Raw genomic sequence first — 15,185 nt, forward strand, 5'->3', positions numbered from 1 at the left:
GTTATTCTTTGTGGGGCGGCGGTGCAAGTACCTCACGGTTCCCATTATGCCCCTGTGCACTTACGACACCACTCATTTCCATTTGTTCAACAAGTCGCGCAGCGCGATTGTAACCAATTCTAAATTTACGCTGCACGCTAGAGACACTAGCTCGGCGGGTTTCAGTGACAAAAGCTACAGCTTCGTCATAAAAAGCATCAAACTCCTGATCTTCGCCTTCAGGCTGTTCACCAGGAAGTAAAACTTCTGCCGATGCCTCACCATTTAAGATTTCGTCAATGTATTCGGGTTCACCGCGTTTTTGCCAGTCAGCTACTACAGCATGTACTTCATGGTCGTCCACAAACGCACCGTGCACTCGGGTAGGCACCGGACTTCCCGGCGGCAGATACAGCATATCTCCCATACCTAACAGAGTTTCAGCGCCCTGTTGGTCCAAAATGGTTCGTGAATCAATTTTGCTCGATACCTGAAACGCACAACGGGTTGGAATATTCGCTTTAATCAGACCTGTAATAACATCTACAGACGGACGCTGTGTGGCAAGAATAAGGTGTATGCCCGCAGCACGTGCTTTCTGTGCGATACGTGCAATGAGTTCCTCAACTTTTTTACCCACTATCATCATCATGTCGGCAAATTCATCAACAACGACTACAATAGCGGGAAGCTTACCTAAGTCTGGTGCTTCGGCATCCATGCTTTCTTCATTCTTCCAAAGCGGGTCTTTAATTGGCGTACCGTTGGCAATAGCCTCTTCAACTTTTGCGTTATAGCCTTTAAGGTTACGAACACCAAGGGCGCTCATAAGTCGATAACGGCGTTCCATTTCACCCACACACCAACGAAGTGCATTAGCAGCCTCTTTCATGTCTGTAACCACTTCCGACAATAAATGGGGAATGCCTTCATATACAGACAGTTCAAGCATTTTAGGGTCAATCATGATCATGCGCACGTCTTCTGGCGTGCTCTTATACAACAAGCTCAGTATCATCACGTTTACGCCCACTGATTTACCTGAACCGGTCGTACCTGCCACCAATAGATGAGGCATTTTTGCCAGATCAACGACAACGGGTTGCCCTGAGATATCTGCACCCAGCACCATCGTTAACGGCGATTTGTTTGATTGGAACGTGTCGCAACTAATCACTTCGCTCAAGCGAACCATTTCTCGCTTTTTATTAGGAAGTTCTAGGCCGATAACTGATTTACCCGGAATAACTTCAACAACGCGTACTGAGATTGCTGACATAGCGCGGGCCAGGTCTTTTGAAAGGCCAGTAATTTTGCTCACTTTTACACCAGGGGCCAAATCAAGTTCGAAGCGAGTGATTACTGGGCCGGGATAAACCCCGACGACTGTTGCCTCAATATTAAAATCAGCAAGTTTTTCTTCAACAAGCCGTGAAATCCCTTCAATCTCTTCAGGAGTGAGCGGGTTTTCGTGCTTATCTGCGCGCTCTAGTAAATCAAAAGATGGCATGGGTGGTAGATTCGGATCCACCTCTTCTGCTCTGGGCTTTACTGGTTTTGCTCCTAGCGCAGCGGGAGCGAAATTCTGTGCTTGAGGCTGAAGCGGAGTTGAAATCGATTCTGCTTGCTCTTCTTGCGCTGCATTAGATGTGCTACTAGCAGAGGATGTTGGCTTTGTGCCTGTTTCATAGGGCAAATCCTCATCAAACTCTTCTAACTCGTCAAAATTAATGTGCGGGCTTTGCTGAGTAGCCGTCCCTTGCGAATGTTCAGCAAGTGTACTTTCCGCACTTACTTCATCCTCATGAGATTTGCCAAACCCGACTTTATCTTTAACAGAGTCAGCAACAGCATTTTTAAAACCTGACAATGAGAATGCAGACTTTTTAGTGTCCTGTGTGTTTTCAGCTTGTTCGTCAATATCACGTTTCGTATCGCTAGTTTTGTCGGGAGCTGTATTACTCGCTTCGTTATTTGTGTCGTATGTGTAAAACGGAGGCTCGTCGTCTATGTCGCTACTACCGAAGGTTGGCTCACTGCGCTTTACAGCTGCGGGCTTAGCGTACACTTTCTGTGTGTTAGTGTCTGTTGCTAACGGTTCTGCGCGCATACTTGTAATATCTAACGCTGCGGTTTCGTCACCGTTTTGTTGAGAGGATTTGTTGGAAAGGGCCAAGCGCGGCATTTCCAACGCTAAAAGGCTCTGCGGAGCAGAAAGTGTTTTACGCCCTAACCAAAGCGTGCCCTCGCCCAGCCTGTCGATGATGGTTAACCAACTAATACCTGTTAGTAGCGTAAAACCGGTACAGAAAAAGCACAGTAGTAAAAGAATTGTACCTGCCGTATTAAAATACGGCACAAGCGCTGAACTAATAACGTCGCCGACAAAGCCGCCAGCTGAAAAATTGTAAATATCGTCGAAGTTAATACTAGCAATACCCGTTGCGCCTAGGGCCATCAGCAAACCGCCTATGATGCGCAGCCCGATGGTGAGGTAATCAAACTCGTCCAGCTCTTTGATATGCTGAAACAAAAACCACCCTAAAAAGGCGGCTCCGAAAGGCAAAAGATAAGCTAAAAAACCAAAAGAAAAGAGCAGAAGATCAGCTACCCACGCTCCGGTTGCTCCAACCCAGTTGTGTACGTCTAATTGCAACCCAGCCTGACTCCAACCTGGGTCTCCTGGATGAAAAGATGCTAGTGCCAGCAATAAAAAGAAGGCGAAAACACAGGCGATAATCATGCCTGCTTCCCACACTCGCTGAACCCCTGTTAATCGCGCCATAACCCTAAAAAACCTTCAAATTCCGTCGCATTTACTACAGCTATTATTATCACATGTTTTGTTACACGCTTTTCGCATGAGATATGCGCTAATAGCAGCAAAGAGCTTAGCAAACTCCTTGCAATTCCTAGATAATTTTTATTTTATGCAAGACACTAAAACCGCAAAAACAACTACTTTCCGGTTCCCTGCCCTACCGTTTGTCACTTCTCTCTTTCCTTTGAAAAGTCTTAAACACTGTATTTTTGCACAGCCTACCATAAAATCACTCAATTGAGCCACGCTTTCATTACTTCAAATTAATGCGAAGTGACGATGTACTTTTTACCTCTTCCATCACGACATAGGTACGCGACTCGCTCACTCCTGGTAATCGTAATAGCGTATCGCCTAACAGTTTTCGGTAACTTCCCATATCCGCTACACGCGCCTTTAACAGAAAATCAAAATCTCCCGATACCAAATGACATTCCTGTATATCGTCATGCAGTTTCACCGCAGCAGAAAATTCTGCAAAGATATCGACAGATGTCTTGGTCAAGGTTATCTCTACAAACACCAGCATAGCGGCACCTAGCTTCTCGGGGTCAACAATGGCGTGATAACCTTTGATATAGCCTTGTGACTCCAGCCTTTTTACTCTCTCTAGGCACGGGCTGGGGCTTAAACCTACCTCTTTAGCAAGCTCAACATTCGATATACGCCCGTTTTTCTGGAGTTGTACGAGAATATTCCTGTCTATTCGGTCAAGGTGTTTTGGGGTCTTTACCAACATATAATGTATTTCATAACTGAGGATATACAGAATTATATTCTATAAAAGAATATTCTTCAGCAGATAGTTCGTTTTTTTATGGCGTATACTCGCCGAATATCGTGTTGGGCAATGTCACCCACAGCTATAAATTGAAATTCAACCAGAGCCGCATAGAAGCTCACTTTAAAATTGAGGACGATACATGATAGTTGGTGTACCAAAAGAAATTAAAAACCATGAGTACCGTGTTGGCTTAACACCTGCAGCGGTAAAAGAATTTGTTACCCATGGCCACAGTGTTTTAGTTGAAACTAACGCGGGCGATGCTATTGGTTTCACCGACGATTTGTATATCGAGGCGGGCGCTTCAATTGCAGCTACAGCCGAGCAGGTGTTTGCAGAAGCAGAAATGATTGTAAAAGTAAAAGAGCCACAACCTAACGAGTGTAAAATGCTGCGTAAGGGTCAAACGCTTTATACCTACCTACACCTTGCCCCAGACCCCACACAAACTAAGCTTCTCGTGGAATCAGGTGCAACATGTATTGCATATGAAACCGTAACTGACGAACGTAATGGGCTACCGCTACTTGCACCTATGAGTGAAGTTGCTGGTCGCATGTCTGTTCAAGCCGGTGCACATTATTTAGAAAAAGCGCACGGCGGTAGCGGCACGCTTCTTGGTGGTGTACCAGGCGTAGCGCCGGGTAAAGTATTGGTTATCGGTGGTGGTGTTGTGGGTACTAACGCCGCGAAAATGGCACTGGGTCTCGGCGCTGATGTAACCATCTTAGATCGTTCTCTTCCACGCCTTCGTCAGCTAGACGATATTTTCAACGGTCAGGTAAAAACAGTATACTCAACTGTTGATGCTATTGAGCACTATTCTTCAAAAGCTGATCTTGTTGTTGGCGCAGTACTTATTCCTGGTGCCGCGGCACCGAAGCTGCTTACTCGCGAACAAATTAAGGCAATGAAACCTGGCTCAGTACTTGTTGACGTTGCGATTGACCAAGGTGGCTGTTTTGAAACCTCTAAAGCCACTACTCATCAAGACCCAGTTTACATTGTTGATGATGTGGTACACTACTGTGTTGCGAACATGCCAGGTGGCGTTGCGCGCACCTCGACAATGGCACTTAACAACGCTACATTGCCATTCGGCTTAGCCCTTGCAAACAAAGGCCCAGCGAAAGCCATGCTTGAAGACAAGCACTTGCTTAACGGCCTAAATGTTCACGAGGGTAAAGTAACCTACAAGGCAGTCGTTGATGCACTAGGTGAAGAACTAGGTTTAACGTATACGCCTGCTGAAGTTGCACTTAAAGGCGAATAAGTTAGTTTCAATAGGGTGAGTTGAGGGCAGTACACTTTCCACCCACCCTATCAATAAAAAAGCTCGGCATGTGATTATCACAGCCGAGCTTTTTTTGATTTCGCTAGTTCATTTTGCGCTTTAGCCTTTAGAAAACAATGTTAGCTAGCTGAACTACATAAAGGCATTGTGTTGGTAGTAATATCAACCTTCTAACGAAGCGTTTACCGCTTTTAGCACAGCAATAGGGTCTTCTGCTTTTGTGATAGGTCGCCCCATAACTAAATAGCTCACGCCCGCTTTCATTGCATCAGGAGGTGTCATAACCCGCTTTTGATCGCCTGCGTCTGCGCCTACTGGGCGAATACCCGGTGTCACTAGAAGAAAGTCGTCGCTATGTTTCTCACGTAGCGCGCTTGCTTCTTGCGCCGAACAAACAATGCCGTCTAACCCTGCTTTTTCTGTAAGAGCAGCCAGGCGCAAAACTTGTTGCTCTGGTGTTACACCGCTTACCACATCAGCAAGCTGCGCCTCGTCCATGCTGGTAAGTACGGTAACCGCAATAAGCTTAGTTTGAGGGTTAGTGCTTGTTGCAATGGCTTCTTTCGCCGCTTGCATCATTGGCACCCCGCCAGAAGCATGCACGTTTACCATCCATACACCCAGCTCCGCCGCTGCTTTACATGCTTTGGCAACCGTATTGGGGATATCGTGAAATTTCAAATCGAGAAAAACATCATAGCCTTTGGCGATAAGCGCCTTCACAAACTCTGGCCCGAATAAGGTGAACATTTCTTTGCCCACTTTTAGCTTACACAAGCTTGGATCTAGTTTGTCTACAAACGCCAAGGCAGTGTCTTTATTGTCATAATCTAAAGCAACAATAACGCGTGGGTCATGCATGTCTTTTTATTCTCCGTCTAGCCCTTTAATTGGTTTCACTACGCCCCATTTTTTACAGCTCGGGCAAAGCCAGTATAATTTTCGACCTGAAAATCCACAGCTTCCACAGCGGTATTTTGGCCGTTGCAGCATTTGTTTTTCTACTAATTCTTTTAACAGCCGCAGACTATCAGCTGTGGTTTTATCTGTTAGCTGATCAATATAAAGCCCCATTAGGGTTTTGAAACCCCGCATGGTAGGACGCTTTCTAAGTTGTTCTAACAAATACTCGGCGGCTTGAAGCGTTTCGCCACGCTTCATTAAAATATCAACCATAGCCAAGTACGAGGTAGCGCACTCTTGCCAGTGGGCTTCTAAGTTCTTTTGAAAACTGTCCCAGTCATCAGTTTCTTCGGCTATTTTTTCAAGGCTAGGAACCGCCTCGCTAAACCAATTAATGTCACGTTCTGCGACTTGAGTAAAATAGGCGTTAGCGTCTGTATAGCGCTGCTGTTCTAAAGCAATATCGCCTAGCATTAACCACGGCCTTACAGCGTGTTCATCTGCATTTACGGCTTTTTGAAGAAGCGTTAACGCTGCACCTTGGCTATCATTTTTAAGCTCTACAGCTGCCTGCTCACAATAAAAGTGAGCCAGTCGCTCGCACACGTCATCATTATCACCATGGCACTGGACCATCCGCTCAGCTAACTCTATGGCGCGCTCCCATTCTTTCGTAGTCTGGTAGATGCTAAATAGTTGTTGTTGTGCAACAAGATAATGCTTTTCGCTGTTAAGCAACTGAAGGAATGCATTTTCAGCACGTTCTAAAAAACCTGCTTGTGTATAGTCATGACCAAGCTCTCTGAGGGCGTTCTCACGCTGAGCTGGCTGAAGTTCGTCTCTACTTACTAAATTCTGATGCACCTTTATCGCACGGTCGATTTCACCGCGATGGCGGAAAAAGCTACCCATTGCGATGTGGGTTTCCACCGTATCGCTATTCACGTTAATCATTTTAATTAACGTGTCTACGGCCTTATCAGGCTGATCTGAAAGAAGAAAGTTCAGGCCTTTATAATAATGTTTTGATAGGATACTAGACTGCTTTCGTTGGGCTTGGCGGACACTATTTCGTCCCATTATCCAGCCATAACCTGCCGCAACAGGCAAAAGAAGAAACAGCAGTTCGAGCATTAGTGTTCTTGTTCCAAACTCTGTATTTTTGATTGAGCACTCATCAGCTGTACCCTCAATTTAAGCCAGCTTAACAGCATGATAAGAATGCCAACGCCTACGCCGATTGATAAGGTTATTGCAATGAGGGTCGATAGACGTAAATTAGCTTGAGCTATCAAATAATTTACTGTCACTTGTGCTTCATTTTGCGAGCCAATAACAAACGCAATGGAAAGCAGCGCCAGAATGATAAGAAACGTTAGGATCCCTTTCAACACTAAACCCTTTTTATTGATTTATTTACAAGAATAGCAAAATGCGAAAAGAGATTACACAAAAAGCGTAGCAGAATTGCGTTTAAGCAGCCCCTTCTTCCTGCAGTTCTCGTCGTTCTGGTTTAGCGATGAGGTTGTCGATAACTAGATCGTGATGCAACGCCGACATGTTAGTAATGAAAATGCAATGCGTATAGCCCGCTTGCATGGTTTCAAGCTTTCCATACATAGCTTTGTCTATTTTAGACAATTGGGCTAAACGCTTTTTGGTTAATGGAGTAATAGCGCCATGACACCGAATGGCAGTTACATCTGTAGCACTTAACTGTATTTTCCCATCATCAAGCTGTGACTTGATCTGGGTTCGCAACTTAGAAAAAAGGAAATCTCGCTCTTTTATATACACCAGCCTGTTATCACTTTTTCTTACACAATGTACTACAAGTGCCTGGTTGGACGTTTCTTTAAACATACCCTCAAGAATTCGAGACTTTGGCTTTGCTTGGCCTTTGTCAGCAAAGAAACCGTGCAGCGGAATGATATTTTGTGTTCGCGAAAACGGATAAAGATCGTCAGATGAATCACTTTGGTAAACGGTTTTCAACCTGTCCAACGTAAATCGGTTCATTACACAAAGTACCGCTAAGGAAGGCATATGGCGGACGGCAAGTTCCCATATAAAACGGTGCGTTAAACGCTGAATCCGCGCAATATCTCTCATTTTGAAATAGGCCGTGTTTTCTTCAACCATGCTATCAACACTAGACCCAACCTTGGCTTTCCTCGTGTCCTCTACTAGACAAAGTCTAGCGACACCGGTACTTGCTTGATAATGAACAAGCTTATACTTCTCGCCTTTAATTTTTAATTCTGGAACCGATACACGAACTTCTTTTTGTAATTCACTGTTCGGTGCCACAATCAATTTCATGCCGCTGGCGCTTAAATCTGCCACACGAGCATCGAGAGAAGAGAGTAAACCGACTTTAATTGACGCTGGTTTATCGATGACGTAGCGAGTCTCTGAGCGCCTGTCTAAGTCTTCTTCCATCACATAGTCAATCCGCCAGTTATTTCCACTGGCCTTGAGCGATTTAGATAGAGGTTTGAAGTCACATTTAGCGGAAAGTGTTAAATTAGTCAGGTAAGAAGAGACATCTTTGCAATACAACACGTGAGATATCTGAGCCAGTTGTTCGAACTCTTTATTGGCGATATCGTGGATTGCAAAGGCTTTTTGCTTATCTTCTCTGCTTACTGCATCAAGACGACAATGAGTACATATAAAGTCGCCGCTTTTCGCGAGCAAATAAACCAGCGCATTCAGTTGTTTGAGCGCTAGCAACTGGCGATGGGTTGCAGTTATTTGGACGTTTCCACTTTTTGTTTTGATGTTTCCCTGGAAAACATACGCCTCATTGTATTTGCGCAATTCCTCTACTAGCGTTACGAAAATGGGCTTGTCTTGCAGGCTCGCCAATAACTTTTCCGCATTGTTATGCTCTACATTGGCCTTTGTAAAAAGTGCAATGACGGGTTTCAGCGATTTTTTCTCAGGTGCTAAAAAAACAGGTAACCAAGGGCTATTTTCCAATATTCGGTCACGCTCTAGCTCCTGCATTGCGCGTTCTATTTCTAAATCCCGTTGAAGCGGCTGCTTGTAGGCCGTTACCGCGACATAACGTTTTAACAATGCGATAAATTCTTTGTCTACATCATTTTTAAAGGTGAACGAGGTTTCATACTTTCCAAGGTGCTTATTATACTTAACCGTCTCTAACTCTAGCGTTATCTCAGTAGGTTCTTTAGTGAGACCCTTAACCTCAGGAATGGTGAAAGTTAGCACATCACCGGTAGATGCATTAGGGGGCCTTTTTGTCTCAAGGGTTATTTCCCTGTGCGACATCGAACTAATTGAGCAATGCCGCCCTTTTTCAAATTCTGGAGAAGAAATAGTGAAATTAGGTCGAATGGCTATGTCTTCACCAAAATCAATATCCGTAAATGATTGACTCTCGACATTGAAGGCGTCAACAATTTTCTTAAATTGCTCTTTCTTTATCTGATTTTGATAGAAGTCCGAGTTCATTACTGACTCAAACACACCTACCGTATACCTGTCTTGATAAAGCGAGGTTTCATTTTTAAGTATCAGTGCGCCCACTTTATCAAGGCGCATTTGGACCCCGAAATGTTTAAATTTCATCACGGGAAATTGGGCGAACGCTGAGTTATCTGCAGGCGCGTCTGTAAGTGAGGTCAGCCTTACCACTTCCTCTTTTACTACCTTTCGGACACTGCTTGGAAGGCGCTTCGAAAATTTGTTTATCCCTTCTAACAACTTATTTTGCTGTTCGTAAGGAATTAAAGCGCGAATTAGCGGCTGGTATTGTTTTATTATTGCTTGTTCATCGCCGGCTGACATTGCTTCATGAATACCGTTTATTGTTATCAGAACAATATATAACCCTATTCAACTTGGGGTCAATAGGTATTAAAAATTAAACGTAAGTATATAGACCTAATGGTTTGTCAGTGATACAAAACCCTTCACCTCCACCACTTACTCATAAAAAACGAGCAGACACAAAAAAGCCGCTTAACAGCGGCTTTTAAATTGCGTTATGCGATTGAGGCATCTACCCGTTCGCGAAGTTCTTTTCCTGGCTTGAAGTGAGGTACATATTTACCATCAAGTTTCACTGTTTCACCCGTTTTAGGGTTTCTACCCACGCGAGGTGCGCGATAGTGAAGAGAAAAACTACCAAAACCTCTAATTTCAATACGTTCACCCTTTTGGAGGGTTTGCGCCATTTGCTCTAGAAGTTCTTTGATTGCCAGTTCGAGTTCTTTCGCCGGAATATGACGCGCTTGATCCGCGAGCCGTTCAATTAATTCAGACTTGGTCATGCTTAACCTCATTGTCAATATTATTGTTTAAACAGCTATCGCGAATTGGGTGTGCATGTGCACACCCACAAAAGCATTATTCGCCTTTAGCAGCTTTAAATGCTTCTGCCATCGCGTTAGCGAAACCAACATCTTCTTGCTGGTTAACTTTATCGATAGCTTCTTTTTCGTCAGCCTGATCTTTCGCTCTAACAGATAGGTTAACAGTGCGGTTCTTACGGTCAACGCCCATGAACTTCGCTTCGATGCTATCACCAACACTTGCTACTTCTGTTGCGTCTTCAACACGCTCTACAGCAAGATCTGCAACGCGGATGTAGCCGTCAACTTCTTCAGCTAGGTTTACAGTAACGCCTTTCGCATCAACTGCTGTTACTGTACCAGTAACGATAGCACCTTTCTTGTTATCTGTCAGATACTTGTTGAAAGGATCTTCTTCGATTTGCTTAACGCCAAGAGAGATACGCTCACGCTCTGGGTCGACTTGTAGTACAACTGCAGAGATTTCGTCGCCTTTCTTGTAGTCACGAACCGCGTCTTCACCAGACTTGTTCCAGCTAATGTCAGAAAGGTGAACTAGACCGTCGATGCCGCCGTCAAGACCGATGAAGATACCGAAGTCAGTGATTGACTTGATCTTACCAGATACTTTGTCACCTTTTTCGTGTGACTCAGCAAATGTTTCCCAAGGGTTAGCAATACACTGCTTAAGACCTAGAGAAATACGACGACGCTCTTCGTCAATTTCAAGAACCATTACATCTACAGTGTCACCTAGGTTAACAACTTTAGATGGGTGAATGTTCTTGTTAGTCCAATCCATTTCAGAAACGTGTACAAGACCTTCAACGCCGTCTTCGATTTCAACGAAGCAGCCGTAATCAGTAAGGTTAGTAACCTGACCGTTGATCTTAGTACCTTCTGGGTAACGAGACGCAATTTCTTGCCATGGATCGTTGCCCATTTGCTTCATACCAAGAGAAACACGCTGCTTCTCTTTGTCGAACTTAAGTACTTTAACGTTGATTTCGTCGCCAACATTCACGATTTCACTTGGGTGCTTAACGCGCTTCCAAGCCATATCAGTGATGTGTAGAAGACCGTCTACGCCACCAAGGTCAACGAACGCACCGTAGTCGGTAAGGTTCTTAACGATACCCTTGATTTCATGACCTTCTTCAAGGTTAGCAAGTAGTGATTCACGCTCTTGGCTGCTTTCAGCTTCGATAACTGCACGACGAGAAACAACAACGTTGTTGCGCTTAGCATCTAGCTTGATAACTTTAAACTCAAGCTCTTTGCCTTCAAGGTGCGTAGTGTCGCGTACTGGACGTACGTCAACAAGAGAACCAGGAAGGAACGCGCGTACACTGTTAACTTCAACAGTGAAACCGCCTTTAACTTTACCGTTGATAACGCCTTTGATAGTGACTTTATCTTCGTAAGCTTTTTCCAGCTCAACCCACGCTTCGTGACGCTTGGCTTTTTCACGAGAAAGAATAGTTTCACCGAAACCATCTTCTACTGCGTCTAGCGCTACATCTACTTCATCACCAATAGCGATTTCAAGCTCGCCTTCAGCGTTTTTAAATTGGTCAGCTGGGATAGCACTTTCTGATTTCAAGCCTGCGTCAACAAGAACGATATCTTTATCGATAGAAACAACAGTACCTTTTACAATTGAACCAGGACGTGTTTCTAGTTCTTGTAAGCTTTCTTCAAAAAGTTGTGCAAAATTTTCAGTCATAAGTCTCAAATAAACTTTTAAGTTGATATCCACGCTTCTTATCCGGATAACGCGGGGTTATTAAATTTAGTCGCCACTCCCTGTAGCAACACTGCTTTGGATGCGATCAGCTCTCGTCATTAAAGGCGTGAGGAAATAATATCCATCGCTTTTTCAAAGACTTGGTCTATATCCAAGTCTGTTGAATCTATAATTACAGCATCTTGCGCCGGTACCAATGGTGCGACTGCACGTTGTGTATCGCGCTCGTCTCTGGCTTTGATATCGGTCAAAAGGCGCGCAATATTAACATCCATGCCCTTTGCTTTCAACTGGCTATAACGACGCTCAGCACGAGCCTCTGCGCTAGCTGTAAGGAAAATCTTTACAGGCGCATCGGGGAATACTACGGTTCCCATGTCGCGACCATCTGCTACCAAGCCAGGGTCTTGTTGAAAAGCACGTTGTCTGCGAAGCAAAGCTTCACGAACACGAGGCAAAGCGGCGACTTTGGATGCTACCGCTCCGACTTCTTCAGTACGAATGTCATCAGTGACATCTTCGCCTTCTAGGATAATACGGGTAGTATCGCCATTCGTCTCGAAACTCACATCAAGACCGGTTGCTAGAGGAACAACACATTCTTCATCATCACACGGTAGGTCGTGGTGAAGTGCGGCAACTGCTAAAACGCGGTAAATCGCACCGCTATCTAGAAAATGCCACCCTAATTTTTTTGCTAACAAGCTACTTAATGTACCTTTGCCAGCGCCACTTGGACCGTCAACCGTGACTACGGGTGTGGAATGCATACCTGCTCCATCATTTAAATTACTAAAAAATCGCGCGTAATTATACGCTTTAGCACGGGATAAGCAATGCCACCTATACTAGGTGGCATTGAACATTAGGATAAATCTGATACAGATCAACATGAATGCAGTGAATAAAAAACAATCGCTGCACTACTTTAGGGTCGCCTTATGCGTTATAGAGTGTTTTAAAACGCGTAAAGTAATCAGGGAAAGTTTTTCGAGTGCATCCCGGGTCATTAATTGTGACTGGTGTATCGCTAAGCGCTACCAGAGAGAAGCACATGGCGATGCGGTGATCATTATATGTATCTATTTCTGCATGCTTCAGCGAGTCCGTCGGCCATACTTTAATATAGTCGTGGCCTTCTTCTACCTTTGCGCCCAACTTCTGTAGTTCCGTTGCCATAGCAGCAAGTCGATCGGTTTCTTTTACACGCCAATTATAGATATTGGTCATGGTTGTTGGGCCTTCAGCAAATAGTGCTGTGGTCGCAATAGTCATAGCCGCATCAGGAATGTGATTCATATCCATATCGACACCTTTAAGCGGTGCACCGGTTATTTCCACATATTCGTCGTTCCACACAACCTTTGCACCCATTGCCTCAAGCACGTCAGCAAAGCGGATATCGCCTTGAATACTGTTCTGGCCTATTCCGGTTACGCGTACCGTTCCACCTTTAATAGCACCAGCTGCAAGGAAGTAAGATGCAGACGAAGCATCGCCTTCTACCATGAATTTACCCGGCGACACGTACTTTGCACTGCCCGAAACCGTAAACGTTTGATAGTTATCATTCTCAACCGTAACGCCAAACTTCGCCATGGTGTCTAGCGTGATGTCGATATAGGGCTTAGAGACTAACTCACCTTTGATACGAATCGTAACATCGCCAGAAAAAAGCGGAGCCGCCATAAGAAGCGCTGTTAGAAACTGACTGGAAACACTTCCATCTACAGACATCTCACCGCCACTTAATGTTTTACCCTTAATTTGCAGCGGCGGATAACCGTCGTTTTTTAAATAGGTAACGTCGGCGTTGGCTTCGCGCAATGCATCGACTAAGTCTCCAATGGGACGCTCTTCCATACGCGGCTCGCCAGTTAGCACGGTATCAACATTACTCGCAGCGAGCGCGGCACATAAAGGTCGCATTGCCGTACCGGCATTACCTAGAAAAAGTTCTAGCGGTTCAGCCACGTCAAATGCGCCGCCATTGCCTTGCACGACACACTGGGTTTTGTCATCACTGAGGCGGTAGCTAACGCCTAGCTTCGTGAGGGCATTAAGCATGTGTTCAATGTCTTCACTGTCAAGCAGGTTAGTCAGCTCCGTTTCGCCTTCTGCTAACGCCGCAAGTAGCAAAGCGCGATTAGACAGACTCTTTGAACCAGGTACATTGACCTCTCCCGATACTTTTGCAATCGGGTCTAATGTTAACTGTTCCATTTTATCCATTCACTCTTTCAAATTCGCGCATAAACTCAACAAGCGCAACAATACCTTCAACTGGCATTGCGTTATAAATACTGGCACGCATGCCCCCTACCGAACGATGGCCTTTTAATGCAAGCAAACCAGCGTCTTGTGACTGTTGAAGAAATAGTTTATCTAAGTCAGGGTTAGCTAAATGGAACGGTACGTTCATTTTCGAACGGTTGTCGGGGTGTACCTTACTTGAATAAAAGTCAGAACTATCAATCGCAGAATATAGTAACGCTGCTTTTTCGGCGTTGCGTTTTGCCATAGCATCAACGCCGCCCATATCTTTAAGCCATTCAAATACAAGACCCGCCAAATACCAAGAAAAAGTAGGCGGTGTGTTGTACATAGAGTCTGATTTGGCTGCCAGCGCGTAATCAAAGATAGAAGGCGTTTCTTTTCGTGCCTTGCCAACAAGGTCATCACGCACAATAACTACAGATAAGCCGCTAGGACCAATATTTTTCTGTGCGCCGGCATAAATGACACCGTGTTTTGCGACGTCTAATGGTTGCGACAAAATAGTTGACGACATATCCGATACCAGAGGAACATCACCAGACTCTGGTAACCAATCGAAGGCAATACCATCAACCGTTTCGTTTGGGCAGAAGTGATAATATGCAGCAGACTGGTCGATATCGCTTAATTGAGGCTCTGCGATATAATGAAGGCCGTCTTTTTCAGATACCTCACCAACAACAACAGCATTGTTGTATTTGTTGGCTTCATCTACTGCACCTTTTGACCAAGAACCACTTACCAGATGAAGACTGGTATCGTTGGCATTTGACAAGTTTAGCGGTACTGCCGCAAACTGCCCACGACCGCCACCATGTGTGAAAAGTACGTGGTAGTTGTTCGGAATGGATAGCAGGTCGCGCAAGTCTTGCTCTGCCTTAGCTGCTATTTCAATGAAATCTTTACCGCGGTGGCTCACTTCCATAACAGAGCAGCCTAGATCGCGCCAATTCGTAAATTCTGCTTGAGCCTTTAGCATCACTTCTTTAGGAAGCATGGCTGGACCCGCACTAAAGTTAAAAACCTCTTTCATCGCGTTGTTCAACACCTGTAGATAA

12 protein-coding genes are annotated in these 15,185 nt (G+C 44.8%); 1 reads left to right on the forward strand and 11 read right to left on the reverse strand.

The window, feature by feature from the left end:
* Nucleotide 1 precedes the first annotated feature (1 nt).
* On the reverse strand, nt 2-2,764 hold the full coding sequence (locus C6Y39_RS19040; protein WP_105931384.1) for a DNA translocase FtsK: 2,763 nt from the start codon (nt 2,762-2,764) through the stop codon (nt 2-4).
* Between the two features lie 289 nt (nt 2,765-3,053).
* On the reverse strand, nt 3,054-3,539 hold the full coding sequence (lrp, locus tag C6Y39_RS11610; protein WP_105931385.1) for a leucine-responsive transcriptional regulator Lrp: 486 nt from the start codon (nt 3,537-3,539) through the stop codon (nt 3,054-3,056).
* Nucleotides 3,540-3,723: 184 nt separating this feature from the next.
* Between lrp and ald the strand changes: the two genes are divergently transcribed.
* The gene (ald, locus tag C6Y39_RS11615) at nt 3,724-4,857 is read left to right on the forward strand and encodes an alanine dehydrogenase (RefSeq protein ID WP_105931386.1); all 1,134 of its coding nucleotides are present in this window, start codon (nt 3,724-3,726) and stop codon (nt 4,855-4,857) included.
* 183 nt (nt 4,858-5,040) lie between these two features.
* Here the strand turns inward: ald and pyrF are convergent, their stop codons facing one another.
* The 9 genes from pyrF to serC form a co-directional block, all read right to left on the reverse strand.
* A complete protein-coding gene (pyrF, locus tag C6Y39_RS11620) occupies nt 5,041-5,739 on the reverse strand; it encodes an orotidine-5'-phosphate decarboxylase (protein WP_105931387.1) in 699 nt (232 codons plus the stop codon).
* Nucleotides 5,740-5,745: 6 nt separating this feature from the next.
* The gene (lapB, locus tag C6Y39_RS11625; RefSeq protein WP_105931388.1) at nt 5,746-6,915 is read right to left on the reverse strand and encodes a lipopolysaccharide assembly protein LapB; all 1,170 of its coding nucleotides are present in this window, start codon (nt 6,913-6,915) and stop codon (nt 5,746-5,748) included.
* Nucleotides 6,915-7,172: a LapA family protein gene (locus C6Y39_RS11630; RefSeq protein WP_105931487.1), complete on the reverse strand. Its 258-nt coding sequence runs from the start codon at nt 7,170-7,172 to the stop codon at nt 6,915-6,917. Before C6Y39_RS11630 ends, lapB begins: the two co-directional genes overlap by 1 nt.
* Before the next feature lie 82 nt (nt 7,173-7,254).
* Nucleotides 7,255-9,597 (reverse strand): PilZ domain-containing protein, encoded by a 2,343-nt coding sequence (locus tag C6Y39_RS11635; RefSeq protein WP_105931389.1) that lies wholly within the window; start codon nt 9,595-9,597, stop codon nt 7,255-7,257.
* A 197-nt stretch (nt 9,598-9,794) separates the two neighbouring features.
* Entirely contained in the window at nt 9,795-10,082 is a 288-nt protein-coding gene (ihfB, locus tag C6Y39_RS11640) for an integration host factor subunit beta (protein WP_014949641.1), read from the reverse strand.
* Between the two features lie 76 nt (nt 10,083-10,158).
* Nucleotides 10,159-11,829, reverse strand: coding sequence for a 30S ribosomal protein S1 (gene rpsA / locus C6Y39_RS11645; RefSeq protein ID WP_105931390.1), 1,671 nt, complete (start codon nt 11,827-11,829; stop codon nt 10,159-10,161).
* A 119-nt stretch (nt 11,830-11,948) separates the two neighbouring features.
* Complete coding sequence (gene cmk, locus C6Y39_RS11650) at nt 11,949-12,620, reverse strand: (d)CMP kinase (RefSeq protein ID WP_014976668.1); 672 nt, start codon at nt 12,618-12,620, stop codon at nt 11,949-11,951.
* Nucleotides 12,621-12,789: 169 nt separating this feature from the next.
* Entirely contained in the window at nt 12,790-14,073 is a 1,284-nt protein-coding gene (aroA, locus tag C6Y39_RS11655; protein ID WP_105931488.1) for a 3-phosphoshikimate 1-carboxyvinyltransferase, read from the reverse strand.
* A 1-nt stretch (nt 14,074) separates the two neighbouring features.
* Nucleotides 14,075-15,160, reverse strand: coding sequence for a 3-phosphoserine/phosphohydroxythreonine transaminase (serC, locus tag C6Y39_RS11660; protein ID WP_105931391.1), 1,086 nt, complete (start codon nt 15,158-15,160; stop codon nt 14,075-14,077).
* Between the last annotated feature and the right edge of the window lie 25 nt (nt 15,161-15,185).

Source organism: Alteromonas gracilis, assembly GCF_002993325.1.
GTDB classification, from domain to species: Bacteria; Pseudomonadota; Gammaproteobacteria; order Enterobacterales; family Alteromonadaceae; genus Alteromonas; species Alteromonas gracilis.